The sequence below is a fragment of the Noviherbaspirillum album genome, assembly GCF_035916955.1.
Classification (GTDB): Bacteria; Pseudomonadota; Gammaproteobacteria; order Burkholderiales; family Burkholderiaceae_D; genus Noviherbaspirillum; species Noviherbaspirillum album.
The window spans coordinates 104,075-120,724 of sequence record NZ_JAWIIV010000004.1; the positions used below are offsets into that span (position 1 = coordinate 104,075).

Genomic DNA, 16,650 nt, shown 5'->3' on the forward strand with positions numbered 1-16,650 from the left:
GGGAGAAGGGAGTCTATCGGAGACCACGCTACCGCTTAGAGGCTGTAGACGTTCCCCCTCTGCCGACGCCAAAAGAGCGCAATGCCAAGCGGATAAAGAAGCGCGGATGTCTGAGCCGCAGGCGAGTTTCCGCGCTTCCCGCTTTGCATTGCGCTCTTTTGGGAACCCCGCAGGGGCGACGGTAGCGGGGTCGCCTTTTTTGCCTACTTTTTTGGCGAAGCAAAAAAGTAGGTGGCCCGCCGGGGCCAGTCCCGGCGAAGCAAGCCTCCACGGAGAGCGCAATGTTCAAGCATTCTCCGGACCAGAGGCCTTTGTGCAGGCACGGAGGCCTGCACTACCTCAATACAGCATATCCCCCGCCATCCCCCCACCCTTAGCATCCGCACTCCCCACCATGCTCAGCGCCACCGCCTCCGCCACCTTGATCCCATCCACCGCCGCCGAAAGAATCCCTCCCGCATAACCCGCCCCCTCGCCCGCCGGGAACAGCCCTTCGGTATTGAGGCTCTGGAAATTGTCCTTGCGCTTGATGCGCACCGGCGAAGAAGTGCGCGTCTCCACCCCGGTCAGCACCGCATCGCGCATCGCATAACCTTTGATCTGGCGATCGAACGCCAGCAGGGCTTCGCGGATCGCCTCGATCGCGTAATCGGGCAGCGAGGGGCCGAGGTCGGTCAGGTGCACGCCCGGCTTGTAGGAAGGAATCACAGAGCCCAATTCGGTCGACGCCCGGCCGGCGATGAAATCACCCACCAGCTGCCCGGGCGCATCGTAGTTGCGACCACCCAGCACATAGGCGCGCGACTCCAGCTCGCGCTGCAGGTCGATGCCGGCCAGCGGATGATCGCTCGGATAGTCGTCCGGCGTGATGCCGACCACGATGCCGCTGTTGGCATTGCGCTCGTTGCGCGAATACTGGCTCATGCCGTTGGTGACCACGCGCTCCGGCTCGGAGGTGGCGGCCACCACGGTGCCTCCCGGGCACATGCAGAAGCTGTAGACCGAGCGGCCGTTCTTCGCATGATGGACCAGCTTGTAATCGGCCGCGCCGAGCAGCGGATGGCCGGCAAACTTGCCGAAGCGGGCGCGGTCGATCAGCGACTGCGGATGCTCGGCGCGGAAGCCGACAGAGAACGGCTTGGCTTCGATATAGACGCCGCGGTCGTACAGCATCTGGAAGGTGTCGCGCGCGCTGTGGCCGACCGCCAGCACCACGTGGTCCGAAGCCAGCCGCTCGCCGTTTTCCAGGATCACCGCGCGCATCCTGCCGTTGTCGATCTCGAGGTCGGTCACCCTGGCCTCGAAGCGGAATTCCCCGCCGAGAGACTCGATGGTCGCGCGCATTGCCTCGATCATCTTGACCAGGCGGAAGGTGCCGATGTGCGGCTTGCTGACGAACAGGATTTCCTCGGGCGCATAGGCCTTGACGAATTCGGTCAGTACCTTGCGGCCGTAATGCTTCGGATCCTTGATCTGGCTGTGCAGCTTGCCGTCGGAGAAGGTGCCGGCGCCGCCTTCGCCGAACTGCACGTTCGACTCGGGCTTGAGTTCGCGCTTGCGCCACAGGCCCCAGGTATCCTTGGTGCGCTCCCGCACCACCTTCCCGCGCTCGAGGATGATGGGCCGGAAGCCCATCTGCGCCAGGATCAGCGCCGCGAACAGGCCGCAGGGGCCGAAGCCGATGATCACCGGCCGCGACGGCAGTGCGGCGGGCGCCTGCGCCACGAATTTGTAGCTGGTGTCCGGGCTGCGAACGACATTGGGCACGCCCTGCAGGCGGGCCAGTACCCCATCCTCCCGGGCGACGTCGACATCCAGCGTGTACACCAGCGTGATGGCGCTGCGCCGGCGCGCATCGTAGCCGCGCCGGAAGACGGTGTAGCCGTTGAGATCGGCATCGGCGATCTGCAGGCGGTCGAGGATGGCGGCCCTGAGGTCGGCTTCGGGATGGTCGAGCGGAAGAATAACGTTGGTCAATCGCAGCATGCGGGCAATCCGGAAAAATGGGGAGCGGACTGTCGCAATGCGTGCAAGGGCACGGCCTGCAGGCTCTCGGCGAGCCGATGCGTTGGCAGTCTGACAGCAATCCGCTGCCGGCGGGATGGGAGGGGCGTCGCCGGCAGGCCGGTATTTTACTCCATGGGGTCGGGCCGAATGAGCGGCATGCGAGCGTCCTCATGAAAAAGCGGGCAAGCGGGCCTTGTTGCCCCCTTGCCCGCCTGGGCGGCTCGAACCGGATCGGTCAGGCGCTGCGGTACTGGTCGCGCAGGCTCTTGACCTGGTCATGGTTTTTCAGCACTCCCTGGTACTGGCGTTCGACTACCGAGCGCACTTCTTCCGGCAGGCTTTTGTCGAGCGCGCGGCGGTAGCTCGATACCGCCACATCCTCGCCGCGCTCGCATTCCTTGAGCACGGCCTTGTCATCCATGCCGGTGACCAGCGACTTGATGTCGACCCAGCGGCGATGCAGCGCGCCGCCCAGGCCGCTGGTGGTTTCGGGATCGCCGCCGTAGGACCGCACCAGGCTTTGCAGCTCCATCACCGCCGCCGCGCAGCTCTGCGCGCGGTTGGAGAAAAAGGTTTTCAGGGTCGGATCTTTTGCATCTTCCGCGCAGGTGCGGAAGCCTTCCTCGCCGTCCTTGCTGGTTTCGATCAGGTCATTGAGGGTGGAAACGATGTCGTCGTTATTCATATGTCACTCCCGTCTGTTGGATTCGGTGGCCGGTTGCGCGGACGCGCCAGCGGCCCGAAGACCGCCTGCCGCGCTTGACCGCGCTGCTTACTTGGAGCCGGAGCTGCTGCCGGAGCCGGAAGCAGAACTGCCGCCGGATTTGTCGGAGCCGCTGGAGCCGCTTGAGCCGCTTGAGCTGCCGCCTTTCTTGCCGGTATGCTCCTGCGCCATGGTCAGATGGCCGTCGACGGTCGGGGTCATCTTGGCGGCCAGCGCCTTCAGGTCGGGGTCCTTCGCATCCTTTTGCGCCTTGGTCAGCAGCTGGTGAGTGTTCTTGTGATCACGCACGCCAACCTGGTTCATGTACATCTTGTCGAACTTCTCGCCTTCCAGCGCACTCAGCGCCTTGGCAGCGGCCTTGTGCTTCATGTCGGTTTCGGTCGGCAGGGTCACGCCTTTCTGCTGGGCGAGCTGCTCGAGTTCCTTTTGCGCCTGGGTGTGATCGTCGATCATCTTCTGCGCATAAGCCTTGACCTGGTCGTTCTGGGATTTCTGCAGCGCAAGCTTGCCGGTCTCGATCTCGGCGAAGTTGGCTTCAGCAAGGTTTTTCATCATGCGCTGGTCAGCCTTGCTGACGCTGCCGTTCGATCCCTTGGCGGCGGCGGAAGCGGAGGAGGAACCGGAGCCAGCCTGGGCGCTGCTGCTGCCGCTGCCTTGGGCGGAGGTGGTGCCGGTCGATTGCGCGTAGACGGAGCTGCCGCCGAACAGCATTGCCAATGCGGCAATGCCGAGCATGCGGTTGATGTGTTTGCGTTGTTGCATCTGGAATCTCCTTGGAACGTGATGGCAATCGCCACCGGATAACATCGCCTGATGTGGAAATTCTGTTAACGCAAGCCGCATGCCAGTGATCTTTCCTGCTCGTTCGCCTCCTGTTGTCGCAATAGAAATGCCGTAGTGGAAGTAAGGGGATGGAAGAGAGTACAGAGCGACGGAAAAAATTACAGATCCATCATCAACTTCTGAGCGGAACGCCTGGTAGCGATTCGAGCCCGCCATAAAAAAATGCCAAGGCTTGCGCCTTGGCATCAAGTCTTGCCGGATTGCCCCGGCAAGCGCCCATGAAAAGAGCTGCGGTCGCCTGCACCGCGATGCGAGGGTTCACAACGCAATGCCACCGTTCCGGAATCCGCCGCAGCGCAATGCGCCCCCTTTCATGCGGCCGTCCCGGAATCGGCTTCAGCTACCGCGCTGCCTTTTCTCGCATTTGCATTCCATCGATTCCAGCACCTTGCCCTCGGGATCGACGGTTTCCAGGATCACGTCGAACCCCCACAGGCGCGCCACGTGCTTCAGGACCTCCCCGGTCTGGTTATTGAGCGGACGGCGCAGGTACTGGTTGTGGCGCAGCGTCAGCGCGCGGTGGCCATGGGTATCGACCGACCAGACCTGGATGTTGGGCTCGCGGTTGCCGAGGTTGTACTGCCCGGCGAGCTGCTCGCGCAGATAGCGGTAACCGGCCTCGTCATGGATCGCGGAAATCGCCAGCTTGTCTTTCTTGTCGTCATCCAGCACCGAAAAGAAATGGAAATCTCGGATCACCTTCGGCGACAGGTACTGCGAGATGAAGCTTTCATCCTTGAAGTTGCGCATCGCGAAGTCGAGCGTCTTCTTCCAGTCGCTGCCGGCGATGTCAGGGAACCAGTGGCGATCCTCGTCGGTCGGGTTTTCGCAGATGCGGCGGATGTCCTGCATCATCGCAAAGCCCAGCGCATACGGATTGATGCCGTTGAAGTAGCGGCTGGTGACCGGCGGCTGGTACACGACATTGGTATGGCTCTGCAGGAATTCCATCATGAAGCCGTTGCCGACCACGCCTTCGTCGTACAGCTGGTTCAGGATGGTGTAATGCCAGAACGTCGCCCAGCCCTCGTTCATCACCTGGGTCTGGCGCTGCGGATAGAAATACTGGGAAATCTTGCGCACGATGCGCACGATCTCGCGCTGCCAGGGTTCGAGCAGCGGCGCCGACTTCTCGATGAAGTACAGCAGGTTTTCCTGCGGCTCGGCCGGGTAGCGCGAAGGTCCGGTTTCCTGCACCACTTCCTGCCGGCGCGGCACCGTGCGCCACAGGTCGTTTACCTGTGACTGCAGATAGCGTTCGCGCTCTTCCTGTCGCTCGCGCTCCTCCGCCAGCGACAGCTTGGCGGGACGCTTGTAGCGGTCCACGCCGTAGTTCTGCAGCGCGTGGCAGGAATCGAGCAGCAGTTCCACCGCTTCGATGCCGTAGCGCTGTTCGCAGTCGGCGATATAGTTCTTCGCGAACACCATGTAATCGATGATGGCTTCAGCATCGGTCCAGGTGCGGAACAGGTAATTGTTCTTGAAGAAGGAATTGTGGCCGTAGGATGCGTGCGCGATCACCAGCGCCTGCATCATCAGGCTGTTCTCTTCCATCAGGTAGGCGATGCAGGGATTGGAGTTGATGACGATCTCGTACGCCAGTCCCATGTGGCCGCGCTTGTAGTTCTTCTCGGTCGACAGGAACTGCTTGCCGAACGACCAGTGCGCATACGACACCGGCATGCCGACCGATGCGTAGGCATCCATCATCTGCTCGGCGGTGATGATCTCGAGCTGGTTCGGATAGGTATCGAGGCCGAAGCCTTCGGCCACGCGGCGGATCTCGTCATGGATCTGCTGGACCAGCTCGAAGGTCCATTCGGATTGCTCAGGCAGGCGGAACGGCTTGGCCGCCTTCTTGCGCGTGCCCTTCACGGCAGCTTTGCGCGCAGGCTTCCTGATCGTGGGTTCGGTCGCAATGATGTCGGTAGTCATTTCGGTTGCTTCTTGAACAGTTCACGGAACACCGGATAGATGTCGGCCGGCGACTCGATTTTCTGCATCGCGAAGTGCGGGCAGATGTCGGGGACCTGCGTGTACTCGTGCCACAGGTTCTGCGGTTCGCCGTCGGTGATTTCCACGTAGGCGTAGTACTGCACCAGCGGCATGATCTTGTTGATCAGCAGCTCGCGGCAGGTCACCGAATCGTTGTCCCAGTTGTCGCCGTCGGAAGCCTGCGCGACGTACACGTTCCAGTCGCCGCTGGCATAGCGCTCGCGGATCACCTTGTCGAGCAGCACCAGCGCGGACGACACCACGGTGCCGCCGGATTCGCGCGAATTGAAGAACTCGTCCTCGGTGACTTCGGTCGCCTGGGTGTGATGGCGGATGAACACCACCTCGATCTTTTCATACGCCCGCTCGAGGAACATGTAGAGCAGGATGAAGAAGCGCTTTGCCGCATCCTTCTTGGCCTGGTCCATCGAGCCCGACACGTCCATCACGCAGAACATCACCGCGCTGCTGGACGGCTTGGGCACCTTGATGCGGTTGCTGTAGCGCAGGTCGATCGGATCGAGGAAGGGAATCGCATGCAGGCGGGTGCGCAGGTGATGAATCTCCTTGCGCAGCGCGAGGATGCGGTGATCGTCCTCGAACGCGGTCTTCATCAGCGCTTCCAGTTCCTCTTCCGCTTCCTTGAGCCGCTTGCGCGACTTCGCTCCGACCGCGATGCGGCGTCCGAGAGCGCCGCGCAGCGAACGCAGCACATGGATGTTGGACGGCGTGCCCGACACGGTATAACCGGCGCGCTGCTGCTTGAACTCGGTGATGGACTTGAGCTGGGTCTTGATCAGGTTGGGCAGTTCGAGGTCTTCGAAGAAATAATTCATGAACTCTTCGCGCGTCAGTTCGAACGCGAAATCGTCCTCGGTGATTTCCTCGCTGTTGCCGCCCTTGCCCTTGCCGGACCCGCTGCCGCTCTTCGGACGCTGGATCTGGTCGCCCTTCTGGTATTCCTTGTTGCCGGGACGGACCACTTCCCAGACGCCGCCATGGGTATGGCCGAACGAGGGCTCGTTGATGTCCTTGACGGGAATGGATACTTTTTCGCCTTTCTCGATGTCTTTGATCGAGCGGCCCTTGATGGCGCGTGCAACCGCGTCCTTGATCTGGCCCTTGTAACGCCGAAGAAAGCGTTCGCGATTGCCAGCGGACTTGTTCTTGCCTTGCAGACGCCGGTCGATGAGGTGAGCCAAGATGCCTCCTGAAACTGGGTTGGGCGTTTGTTTCTTATATCCGTCTTCCTGGAGCGCGGTTCATTGACTGCGACTCGCCAAGACCTTGGAGTTCCCACCCCTTCAAGGGGAGGGTTAGGGTGGGGATGGGTTACAAGCCAACAGCATTCAAACCCATCCCCATCCCGGCCTTCCACCTCGCAGCTTGCAAGCTGCTCGGACTTCGCAGGCGCAATGCATGCATTGCGAATTCCCTGCTACGTCCCCTTGAAGCGGAAGGAGCCACCGAGGTCTTGCAGCTTGCGGCTAAGAACAGCTAGTCCGGAAGAGGAGTACAACCAATTACGACGACTTGCGCACGCGCAGGTACCACTCGCACAGCAGGCGGACCTGCTTGGCGGTGTAGCCCTTGGCGACCATGCGGGCGACGAACTCCTGGTGCTTGTTGGCGTCGTCGGCGCTGGCCTTGGCGTTGAACGAGATCACCGGCAGCAGTTCCTCGGTGTTCGAGAACATCTTCTTCTCGATCACGGTGCGCAGCTTTTCATAGCTGGTCCATGCCGGGTTCTTGCCGTTGTTCTGCGCGCGGGCACGCAATACGAAGTTGACGATCTCGTTGCGGAAATCCTTCGGATTGGAAATGCCCGCCGGTTTCTCGATCTTCTCCAGTTCATTGTTGAGCGAATCGCGGTCGAAGCTCTCGCCGGTATCCGGATCGCGGAACTCCTGATCCTGGATCCAGAAGTCGGCGAAGGTCACGTAGCGGTCGAAGATGTTCTGGCCGTACTCGGAATAGCTTTCCAGGTAGGCGGTCTGGATCTCCTTGCCGATGAATTCGACGTAACGCTGCGCCAGGTATTCCTTGATGTAGGACATGTAGCGCTGCTCGACCTCGGGCGCGAACTGCTCGCGCTCGATCTGCTGTTCCAGCACGTACAGCAGGTGCACCGGATTGGCCGCGACTTCGGTGTTGTCGAAGTTGAAGACCTTGGACAGGATCTTGTACGCGAAGCGGGTGGACAGGCCGTTCATGCCTTCGTCGACGCCGGCGTAGTCGGTGTACTCTTGGCGCGACTTCGCCTTCGGATCGGTGTCCTTCAGGTTCTCGCCGTCATAGACCTGCATCTTGCTGAAGATGCTGGAGTTTTCCGGATCCTTGATGCGCGACAGCACCGCGAACTGCGCCATCATCTTCAGCGTGCCGGGAGCGCAGGGCGCCTTCGACAGCGAGGAGCTCTGGATCAGCTTGTCGTAGATCTTGATCTCTTCCGACACGCGCAGGCAGTACGGCACCTTCACGATGTAGATACGATCGAGGAACGCTTCATTGTTCTTGTTGTTGCGGAAGGCCTTCCACTCGGATTCGTTCGAGTGCGCCAGCACCACGCCGTCGAAGGGAATCGCGCCGAAGCCCTCGGTACCCTTGTAGTTGCCTTCCTGCGTTGCGGTCAAGAGCGGGTGCAGCACCTTGATCGGCGCCTTGAACATCTCGACGAATTCCATCAGGCCCTGGTTCGAAAGGCACAGGCCGCCGGAGTAGCTGTACGCGTCCGGATCGTCCTGGGAATAATCCTCGAGCTTGCGGATGTCGACCTTGCCGACCAGCGAGGAGATGTCCTGGTTGTTTTCATCGCCCGGCTCGGTCTTGGAAATCGCGACCTGCTTCAGGATCGACGGATAGCGCTTGACCACGCGGAACTGGTTGATGTCGCCGTTGAACTCGTGCAGGCGCTTCACTGCCCACGGGCTGGGGATGGTCTTGAGATAGCGGCGCGGGATGCCGTAGTCTTCTTCGAGGATGTCGCCATCCTCGAGTTCATTGAACAGGCCGAGCGGCGATTCGTTGACGGGCGAGCCCTTGATCGCATAGAAGGGCACCTGCTCCATCAGCGACTTGAGCTTTTCCGCGATGGAGGATTTGCCGCCGCCGACCGGGCCGAGCAGATAGAGAACCTGCTTGCGTTCTTCGAGGCCCTGGGCCGCATGACGGAAGTAGGACACCACCTGCTCGATCACCTCTTCCATGCCGTAGAACTCACGGAAGGCGGGATAGATCTTGATAACCTTGTTGGCGAAGACACGTGACAGGCGCGAGTCGTGGCGCGTGTCGATCATCTCCGGCTCGCCGATGGCCTCGAGCATGCGCTCGGCAGCGGTGGCGTAGGCGAGACGATCTTGCTTGCACAGTTCCAGATATTCCTGCAGGGAGTATTCCTCTTCCCGAGTCCGCTCATACCGTGCTGCGTAGTTGTCAAAGATTTTCATGGGGTTTCCTTTGATGTAAATGCCGGTGCTTCGGGGTCGGATTCAAGACTGAATTTCCACTCCGCAATTTCATACTACGCCCGAATTTCGCTGGTCGCTAGGAAATTTTCGGCTTTTTTTTGTAAGCGCCGAAGCTTAAAAAAATGAGTTTTCAAATACTCTTTTCAAACGATTATTTATCGTGAGATTTTTTGATTTTTTGATTCGATTGCGCAAAACTTTTTAGTGCGGATGCGGTCAGCGGCGGTCAATTTTTAACGCTTTTTCAATGCCCGATTTTTAAGCAGCGCTGCGTAAATGCGACAGGCGTTTGGACGCCTCGCGTGCCGATGCGGAGAGTGAAGCGTCGATCAAGGGAATTGGAGCGTAAAGGCAGCGCAGTTCGCGCGTTGGGGGTGATGAAGAAAGCGCATCATTGAAGGTGGTGCGCAATGAGGCTGGGCGGAGTTTGCTTTCCTATTTCACCACGATTGCGATGACGCGTTTCAATGTGCAGTAACGGTAAGCGCGAGCGAAAACTCTAAGATTCTTTCGTCCGCGTGGAGGGGCCGGGGGTAGCAGTGCTTGCCACGTCATTTTCCCTTGCAGCCGCCCTCATCCCCAACCCTTCTGTTCATTTGCCTACCCCCGCCGATACGCCTTCAACGCAAACCGCGCGGGATCGATCACATCCACCAAGCTGCGCTCGATCGGCAAGGGCGCCCCTTCCAGCATCGACGCCAGCAGTTCCGCCGCGAACGGCGCCCAGATCAATCCGCGCGATCCATACCCCATCAGGCCGTATAAGCCCGGATGGCGCGGCACATCGCGCAGGCGGCTGCCGGTGATCGGAAGATCGGCATCCGGCAGCGCGCCGACCAGCGGCATGCGGTCGGGCGTCACGCAGCGAAAGCCGACCCGCCCCCGCAGTTCCGCGCCCAGAGTAACAGTCACCGCAGCCGGCAGCAGCTGCGCCAGCCGCTGCAGGTTCTCTTCCTGGCTGTCCCGGCGCAGGACCGTCTCTCGATCGTCGTCATACGTGGCGCCAACGGTGCAGATGCCCTGCACTTCCGGCGTGACGTAGCCGTCGCCGCAGATCACCAGCGGCGGCGCTTTCACGGAAGCGGCCGACAGATGCGTCACCTGTCCGCGGATGGCATCGAGCGGCAGGCTGCGGGTTTGCGGCAGGCGATGCCCGTCGATGCCGCCGGCGACCACCACCACCGGAGCGCTTGCAATTTCCGCGCCCGCCTCGTCGCGCACCATCCAGATGCCGCCGCTGCGCTCCAACGAAGCCGCCCCTTTGCAGAACAAGCGCAACAGCTTGGCGCCGCAGGCCGACAGCATCGCTTCGCAAAGGCTGGCCGGCGTCACCCAGCCACCCTGAGGGAAAAACCAGCCGCCATGGCTTGCGCGATTGCCCGTCAGCGCGGCCGCGTCCGCCGGCTCCGACCAGCGCACGAAATCCGCGGGCAGGCCGAGCTCCTCCAGCGCGGCGCGCTGCAGCGTCGCCTGCTGCGCATCGTGCGCCAGCTGCAGCACGCCGCACTGGCGGCCGGCGAAGGCGGCGCCGATGCCGCCGAGCTGCCGCCATTGGGCGACCGCATACAGGTAGGCGGCGCGCGCCAGCCGCGAAGCCTGGTTGCCGTCGCGCGACATCATCGGCATGACGATGCCGGCGATGTTGCCAGAGGCTTCCCGTGCCGGCTGCGCATGCCGCTCGACCAGGGTGACCTGCCACCCGCGCGCGGCGAGGCGCTCGCAGGCGGCGCAGCCGGCGATGCCGGCGCCGATCACGATAGCACGCCGGTCCTGCACCGGAATGCGCAGCGGCTGTTGCCAGCGTGGTGCAAAACGCGCCACCAGCATCTGCGGCTTGCCTCTGAAACGCGGCGGCCTTTGGCAAAGGAAGCCGGCTTGCATCAGCGCCCGCCGGCCATCGCCGGTCACGCCATAGGTGGCCAGCGTCGCATCCGGCGCAGCCAGCCGGTTGAGGCGGGAGAGTATCTGGGGTGCCCGCATCCCGGGATTCTTGCTTGGAGCGAAGCCGTCGAGGTAAAAGGCATCGGCCGCCGCCTGGATCTCCGGCAGGCAGTCGGCGACATCGCCGAATGCCAGCGTCAGCTGGATGCGTCCCTCATCCAGCGCCAGGCGATGAAATCCCGCTACCAGCGGCGGCCAGGCGGCGCACAGTTGCGCCGACAGCGGCTGCAGTTGCGGCCACAGCGCATGCAGCTTTTCGAGATCGGATGCGGCGAACGGATGTTTTTCGATGGCCACGTAATGCAGTTGCGCGCTGCGCTCCGGATCGTCGCGCCAGGCTTGCCAGGTCGCGAGGAAATTCAATCCGGAGCCGAAGCCGGTCTCCAGGATGGCGAAGCTGCGGCGCCCCTGCCAGCGTTGCGGCAGGCCGTTCCCGCCGAGGAAGACATGGCGCGCCTGTTCCAGGCCGCCTTTGGCGGAGTGATAGTTGTCGCCATGGGCATCGGCATAGGGAATGCCGTCTTGCAGCTTCAGGGTGGCGGGAGCGAGGCGATGAGCGGGCATGATGATGAAGTGGCGAGGGACGCTTCATTGTAGCCGGGCGCGAACGCGCTTTCGAAAATGTGCGCCGGCGCATGCATGATGCGGCCCGATTGATTACACTCGCTGTTTCTCCGGGAAGTGCGTGGATTCGGACATGCGCTCTCCGTATGGAACATGACATCGACAACGACGAACCAGGCCGCCATCGCCCTTCCGCCCACATGAAAACATCCAGCACCGCGGACATCGCATCCGCATCTGCAGTTTCTGCAGCGTCCACAGCATCAGACAAGGCCTACTATGCCGTGCGCCACTCGAAGATTCACGGCAACGGCGTGTTCGCCATCCGCAAGATTCCGGAAGGTGCCCGCATCATCGAATACCAGGGCAAGCGCATCAGCTGGAAGGAGGCGGTGCGCCGCGAGAACCTGAAGCCGGCGGACTGCTTCCATACCTTCTTCTTCAGCCTGGAGAGCGGCAGGATCATCGACGGCGGCGACGAAGGCAACGATTCGCGCTGGATCAACCATTCCTGCGAGCCGAACTGCGAGGCGCGCGAGGAAGGCGGCAAGGTGTACATTTATGCGTTGCGAGATATCAGGCGCGGCGAGGAACTGTATTACGACTATGGCCTGATCATGGAGCAGCGCCATACGCCGGCGCTGAAGAAGGCTTACCAGTGCCTGTGCGGCACACCGTCCTGCCGGGGCACGCTGCTGGCGCCCAAGCGCAGGAAAAAGCAGGCCGCCTGAGCCCGAGTCTGGGACGGCGGCCCGCGGTTGATTACTCGAAGAACTTGAGCCCGGCCACGCCGCACAGGATGAGTCCCAGGCAGAGCAGCCTGGCGACCGATGCCGATTCACCCAGCAGCATGATGCCCAGAATCGCCGTGCCGGCGGTGCCGATGCCGGTCCAGACCGCGTAGGACGTACCGGCGGGCAGGGTCTTCATCGCCATGCCGAGCAGCACCACGCTCAGAACCATCGACAGCAAGGTACCGACCGACGGCCACAGCTTCGTGAAGCCTTCGGTGTATTTCAGGCCGATGGCCCAGCCGATCTCGAGCAGACCGGCGATCAATAACAATATCCAGGGCATTGCTTTCTCTTTCAGGAATCCGTGGCCGTCCACGGGATGACAGGGAAAGACGGGGTCGTCCCCGTTTTCATAGGCGGTTGCAGGCGCGGCCTGCACCGGATGGCGACAGCAGGTTGCCGCCGCGCAGATGGGAAGTGTAGCCGAAGCGGCGGATCGTTTCAGGGAGCGATCTTGTAGCGGTTGCGGCCGTCGCGCTTGGCGTCGAACAGGGCCGTATCGGCGCGGTTGATGGTCTCGGACACGCTTTCTCCGCCACGGCGCTCGGCAATGCCGAAACTGGCCGACAGCGCCAGCCGGGTATCGCCGGCCGTGATGTCGAGCGCCATCACGGCCTGGCGCACCCGTTCGACCACGATGGCGGCTTCGTCGGCGCCGATCTCGGGCATGATCACCATGAACTCCTCGCCGCCCCAGCGTCCGCAGAGGTCATAGTCGCGCACGCTGGCCACGATGGCGTGCGCGATCTCGACGAGCGCCTTGTCGCCGGCCTCGTGGCCGTGCGCGTCATTGACCGACTTGAAGCGGTCGACGTCAAGCAGGGCCACCGTTAGCGGCCGGTGCAGCCTTTCGGCGCGGGCCGATTCGGTCTTCATCCTTTCCATCAGCATGCGCCGGTTGCCGATGCCGGTCAGCGCATCGCGGGTCGAGGCTTCCTTCAGCGCTTCGTTGAGATCGCGCATCATGGACTGGTAGCGGTCCGAGATGCGGGCAATCTTTTCCAGCTGGCGCAGCTGCTTCTGGTAGCGCTCGGTCAGCGACAGCTTTTCCGCCTGGCTGACATGCTGATAGCGGTCGGAGATGCGGGTGACGCGGTCGATCTGGTGCAGCAGCCCGCGGAATTCGCCATAGAGCTCGTCGAGCGCCGGACGCAGCGGGTTGTCCCGATGCGATGGATCCGATAGCAGCGACTCGACCGTCTGCTCGATCTGCTCGATCTGTTTGTCGGCGCGCATGCTCAACCCGCCAGGCTGGTGATCACGAAAGGAAAGCTGCAATCTTCCTTGAATTCCTCCGCCAGTTCCGCCACGCGTTCATTCTGCTCGTCGTAGTACCAGTTGACCGTCACCTCGCGCTTTGCGCGGTGCGCCTCCTCCAGCATGTCGAAGATATCCATCATGGCCTTGACGCTGCTGGTATTGAGGTAGAGCAGGTGCAGGTTGAGAACCAGGCCGCGGCCGTTGCCGGCCAGGTAATCGTCGATCCACTTCATGACCGGGGAGAACAGTTCGTAGGAGTTCTCGGGATAGGAGTCGCCGCGCATCTCGATCACGCCGGACTGGGCATCGGCGATGATGGAGGGCGTCGACTGGGTGCTGTCTATGTGCAGATTGTTCATTCCTGTTCCTTACCGATGGATTACATCACGACGCGGATGCTGAAGAAGGCGCGGCCGTCCTCCAGCATCTGCAGCGAGCAGGCGAGCGGTTCGCTGGCCTTGCGCGCCAGGTCGATCAGGCCGAGTCCGGCCCCGCTGGTGCTGCCCTCGCCGCGCGGCTTGCGCAGCTGTTCCTTGTAGCGCGCCTTGAGCTCGGCCTTGTCGAGCGCGGCTAGCTGCTGCACGCACGCCGTCAGGTCCGCGCCGTCGGCGCGGTCGATGATATTGCCGGCCATGACCGCATAACGCCCCTCCGTATCGCGCGCGATGACGACGGTAGCCGAAGCTTCATTGTCGGACCAGCCCTTGCGCGCCGCATAGTGGCGGATGTTCTGCGTCATCTCGATATAGGCGCCGAACACGTCCATCGATGACGACGGCGTGGCGTTTTCAAGCTTCATGTAGTTGCGCAGCGCATTGCCGATCTCTTCGATCAGGCTCTTCGTCAGCGGCCCGTTGAAACAGAGCATGATGCGCTGCTGGTTATAGGTTTGCTGCAATGAGAATAAATCAATCAGCATGGGATATCCGTATTGTCAGTTTCAGATGAATCGGAAGCAGACCAGCGTGATGTCGTCGCGCTGGGCATGGCCGCCCTGGTACTCGGCCAGCGTGGCTGCGAAGGCTTCGCTCTGCTCCGCCAGCGGACGGCCTGCGTACCGGCGCAGCATGTCGATGAAGCGCGCATTGCCGAAACCGTAACCCTTGTCGCCGCCGGCCTGATCGAGGAAACCGTCGGTGGCGAGGTAGAAGGTGCGCGCCGGCAGCAAATCGACCGACTGGTTCGCATATTCGCCCTGATGGCGATCGCCGAGCGAGCGGCGGCCGCCCTTGGCGCTGCCGATATCCTCGACTTCGCCGCCCTCGCCGCATTCACTCCAGTAAAGCGAAATCTTGGCGCCGGCGAAAGTGGCGCGGCGGTTTGCAACATCCACATGCACCAGGCCGGCATCCATGATGGTGGCAATGTCGCGCTCGCCGCCCTGGGCCTTGAGCATGGAGCGCACCACCTGGTCGGTGCGGGCGAGGATGGCGGCGGGATCTTGCGCGCCCGCCTCGTCGATCGCCTTGTCGATGGCGGCGCGCGCCAGCATGGTCATGAACGCGCCCGGCACGCCGTGGCCGGCGCAGTCGACGACGCCGATCAGGCAGCCGCCCTCGACTTCACGGTAGACGTAGAAATCGCCGCCGACCACATCGCGCGGGCGCCACAGCACGAAATGATCGCTGCCCAGCGCGGCCGCCAGTTCGCGGTCCGGCAGGATGGCGCGCTGGATCAGGCTGGCATAGGAAATGGAGTCGCTGATCTTTTTGTGGGCGACGCTCATGTCGCGATTGGCCAGCACCAGTTCACGGGTTCTTTCGCGCACCGTCTCTTCCAGTTCCTCGGTATGGCGGCGCACCTTGCTTGCCATGGCGGCGAAGGCGGCGGTCAGCTCGCCGATCTCGTCGTTGCGGGCCGGAGGCAGCGCCAGCGCATAATTGCCGGCGGCCAGTTCGCGCGCCGACTGCTTCAGCTTCAGCAGTGGCGCCAGCACCAGCCGGTTCATCGCATACACGAAGCCGCCCATCACCATGCCCAGCAGCAGGAACACTGCCAGCGCGATCCATCTCAGCAGGCTGCTGTCGATCACTTCGGCGGCCTCCAGGTCGACCGCGGTCAGTACATGCCATTTGAGTTCCGGAATATAGGAGGCGGCCAGCAGCTGTTTCTTGCCGTGCAGCGTGGCGAAGAAGGGTTCGGTGCTGCCGGGATGGCGTGCGGCGTTGACCAGCGCGGTGCGCGCCCGGTCGGCATCTCCCTTGTGTTCGAGCAGGCCGAACAGGGATTTGCCGCTCGCATCCACGCCGGCGCCGGAATTGAAGGCGATGTGCCGGTTGTCGGGATGGGCCTGGATGGCGCCGTTGACATCGACGATCATCGGCGTCACGCCACGCTCGGAAGTGGAAATGAAATCGCTCAGGAATTTCGAGAGATCGAGGCCGGTGCCGCACAGGCCCAGCTTGCGCTCGCCGTCGCGCACCAGCACGTTGAACCACACCTTGGTCAGGCCCAGCTTGGGGTCGGGATCGACGTTGATGTTGAACGCCTCGGTGCTTTTCAGGGAATTGAAGAACCAGATGTCGTGCGGATCGTCCGGCTTAATCGTATAGCGCGGTTCGCCATTGGTCGGCTTTTCCGCATCCGAAAAATAGTAGTGGTACGACAAGGCCGACGCCAGAAAGAAGGACTTGTCGTCGAAATCGTTGCGAAAGCTTTCCGCTTCCTGCAGCGCCAGGGCCTTCTTTTCCGGGTTGTTTTCATCCTTGAGCCATTGCTGGATCGACTGCGAGCGCGCCAGCCGCAGGGACAGCGCCAGCTCGCGCGCGACCGGCGCCAAGATGCGTTCCCGGTTCAGCAGGGTGAAGTTGCGGGTGAAAGCCACGCCCAGGTGGGAGCGGATGGATTCCACCGCCTGCCACCCGGCCACGCCCGCCAGCAGCAGCACCAGCATGCAGGTGCCGAACAACGCGAGAACCGACTTGCCGCGCAGTCCGAGAGCGCCTGTCATGTGATCTCCGGTAAAAAATGATGATTAACGGAAATTCTGACAGCCATTGGATTGCACTGCAATGTCAAATGCTTATATCCGACAAGGCTTCTATGATTTTCCGGC

The 16,650-nt window shown here is 62.1% G+C and carries 13 protein-coding genes; 1 reads left to right on the plus strand and 12 read right to left on the minus strand.

Translation table 11 applies throughout. The features are described 5' to 3' along the window. Positions 1-339: 339 nt before the first annotated feature. The 7 genes from RY831_RS06765 to mnmC all read right to left on the minus strand — a co-directional run bounded on the left by RY831_RS06765 (position 340) and on the right by mnmC (position 11,541). Positions 340-1,986, minus strand: coding sequence for an NAD(P)/FAD-dependent oxidoreductase (locus tag RY831_RS06765; protein WP_326505557.1), 1,647 nt, complete (start codon positions 1,984-1,986; stop codon positions 340-342). Between the two features lie 256 nt (positions 1,987-2,242). Then, positions 2,243-2,692: a PA2169 family four-helix-bundle protein gene (locus RY831_RS06770; protein ID WP_326505558.1), complete on the minus strand. Its 450-nt coding sequence runs from the start codon at positions 2,690-2,692 to the stop codon at positions 2,243-2,245. Positions 2,693-2,779: 87 nt separating this feature from the next. Then, a complete protein-coding gene (locus RY831_RS06775) occupies positions 2,780-3,493 on the minus strand; it encodes a DUF4142 domain-containing protein (protein WP_326505559.1) in 714 nt (237 codons plus the stop codon). A 417-nt stretch (positions 3,494-3,910) separates the two neighbouring features. Beyond that, complete coding sequence (locus tag RY831_RS06780; protein WP_326505560.1) at positions 3,911-5,509, minus strand: SpoVR family protein; 1,599 nt, start codon at positions 5,507-5,509, stop codon at positions 3,911-3,913. Further along, a complete protein-coding gene (locus tag RY831_RS06785; RefSeq protein WP_326505561.1) occupies positions 5,506-6,771 on the minus strand; it encodes a YeaH/YhbH family protein in 1,266 nt (421 codons plus the stop codon). Before RY831_RS06785 ends, RY831_RS06780 begins: the two co-directional genes overlap by 4 nt. 321 nt (positions 6,772-7,092) lie before the next feature. Beyond that, the gene (locus RY831_RS06790; protein WP_151631925.1) at positions 7,093-9,015 is read right to left on the minus strand and encodes a PrkA family serine protein kinase; all 1,923 of its coding nucleotides are present in this window, start codon (positions 9,013-9,015) and stop codon (positions 7,093-7,095) included. A gap of 621 nt (positions 9,016-9,636) precedes the next feature. Beyond that, the gene (mnmC, locus tag RY831_RS06795) at positions 9,637-11,541 is read right to left on the minus strand and encodes a bifunctional tRNA (5-methylaminomethyl-2-thiouridine)(34)-methyltransferase MnmC2/FAD-dependent 5-carboxymethylaminomethyl-2-thiouridine(34) oxidoreductase MnmC1 (protein WP_326505562.1); all 1,905 of its coding nucleotides are present in this window, start codon (positions 11,539-11,541) and stop codon (positions 9,637-9,639) included. A 200-nt stretch (positions 11,542-11,741) separates the two neighbouring features. On the opposite strand from mnmC, the gene RY831_RS06800 reads away from it, so the two are divergent. Further along, positions 11,742-12,272 (plus strand): SET domain-containing protein, encoded by a 531-nt coding sequence (locus RY831_RS06800; RefSeq protein WP_326505563.1) that lies wholly within the window; start codon positions 11,742-11,744, stop codon positions 12,270-12,272. A 31-nt stretch (positions 12,273-12,303) separates the two neighbouring features. On the opposite strand, the gene sugE is transcribed toward RY831_RS06800, so the two are convergent. The 5 genes from sugE to siaA all read right to left on the minus strand — a co-directional run bounded on the left by sugE (position 12,304) and on the right by siaA (position 16,545). Continuing rightward, positions 12,304-12,618 carry a quaternary ammonium compound efflux SMR transporter SugE gene (sugE, locus tag RY831_RS06805; RefSeq protein ID WP_326505564.1) on the minus strand — a complete coding sequence of 105 codons (315 nt, stop codon included), beginning with the start codon at positions 12,616-12,618 and terminating at the stop codon, positions 12,304-12,306. Between the two features lie 158 nt (positions 12,619-12,776). Next, positions 12,777-13,571 carry a biofilm regulation diguanylate cyclase SiaD gene (siaD, locus tag RY831_RS06810; protein ID WP_326505565.1) on the minus strand — a complete coding sequence of 265 codons (795 nt, stop codon included), beginning with the start codon at positions 13,569-13,571 and terminating at the stop codon, positions 12,777-12,779. A 2-nt stretch (positions 13,572-13,573) separates the two neighbouring features. Continuing rightward, entirely contained in the window at positions 13,574-13,954 is a 381-nt protein-coding gene (gene siaC / locus RY831_RS06815; protein ID WP_326505566.1) for a biofilm regulation phosphoprotein SiaC, read from the minus strand. A gap of 20 nt (positions 13,955-13,974) precedes the next feature. Then, positions 13,975-14,514 (minus strand): biofilm regulation protein kinase SiaB, encoded by a 540-nt coding sequence (siaB, locus tag RY831_RS06820; RefSeq protein ID WP_326505567.1) that lies wholly within the window; start codon positions 14,512-14,514, stop codon positions 13,975-13,977. Positions 14,515-14,535: 21 nt separating this feature from the next. Next, a complete protein-coding gene (siaA, locus tag RY831_RS06825; RefSeq protein ID WP_326505568.1) occupies positions 14,536-16,545 on the minus strand; it encodes a biofilm regulation protein phosphatase SiaA in 2,010 nt (669 codons plus the stop codon). Positions 16,546-16,650 lie beyond the last annotated feature (105 nt).

Coding starts and splice junctions, on each gene's coding strand:
- RY831_RS06765 (WP_326505557.1), bottom strand. CDS start 1,986: ATGCTGCGATTGACCAACGTTATTCTTCCGCTCGACCATCCCGAAGCC.
- RY831_RS06770 (WP_326505558.1), bottom strand. CDS start 2,692: ATGAATAACGACGACATCGTTTCCACCCTCAATGACCTGATCGAAACC.
- RY831_RS06775 (WP_326505559.1), bottom strand. CDS start 3,493: ATGCAACAACGCAAACACATCAACCGCATGCTCGGCATTGCCGCATTG.
- RY831_RS06780 (WP_326505560.1), bottom strand. CDS start 5,509: ATGACTACCGACATCATTGCGACCGAACCCACGATCAGGAAGCCTGCG.
- RY831_RS06790 (WP_151631925.1), bottom strand. CDS start 9,015: ATGAAAATCTTTGACAACTACGCAGCACGGTATGAGCGGACTCGGGAA.
- mnmC (WP_326505562.1), bottom strand. CDS start 11,541: ATGCCCGCTCATCGCCTCGCTCCCGCCACCCTGAAGCTGCAAGACGGC.
- RY831_RS06800 (WP_326505563.1), top strand. CDS start 11,742: ATGAAAACATCCAGCACCGCGGACATCGCATCCGCATCTGCAGTTTCT.
- sugE (WP_326505564.1), bottom strand. CDS start 12,618: ATGCCCTGGATATTGTTATTGATCGCCGGTCTGCTCGAGATCGGCTGG.
- siaD (WP_326505565.1), bottom strand. CDS start 13,571: ATGCGCGCCGACAAACAGATCGAGCAGATCGAGCAGACGGTCGAGTCG.
- siaC (WP_326505566.1), bottom strand. CDS start 13,954: ATGAACAATCTGCACATAGACAGCACCCAGTCGACGCCCTCCATCATC.
- siaB (WP_326505567.1), bottom strand. CDS start 14,514: ATGCTGATTGATTTATTCTCATTGCAGCAAACCTATAACCAGCAGCGC.
- siaA (WP_326505568.1), bottom strand. CDS start 16,545: ATGACAGGCGCTCTCGGACTGCGCGGCAAGTCGGTTCTCGCGTTGTTC.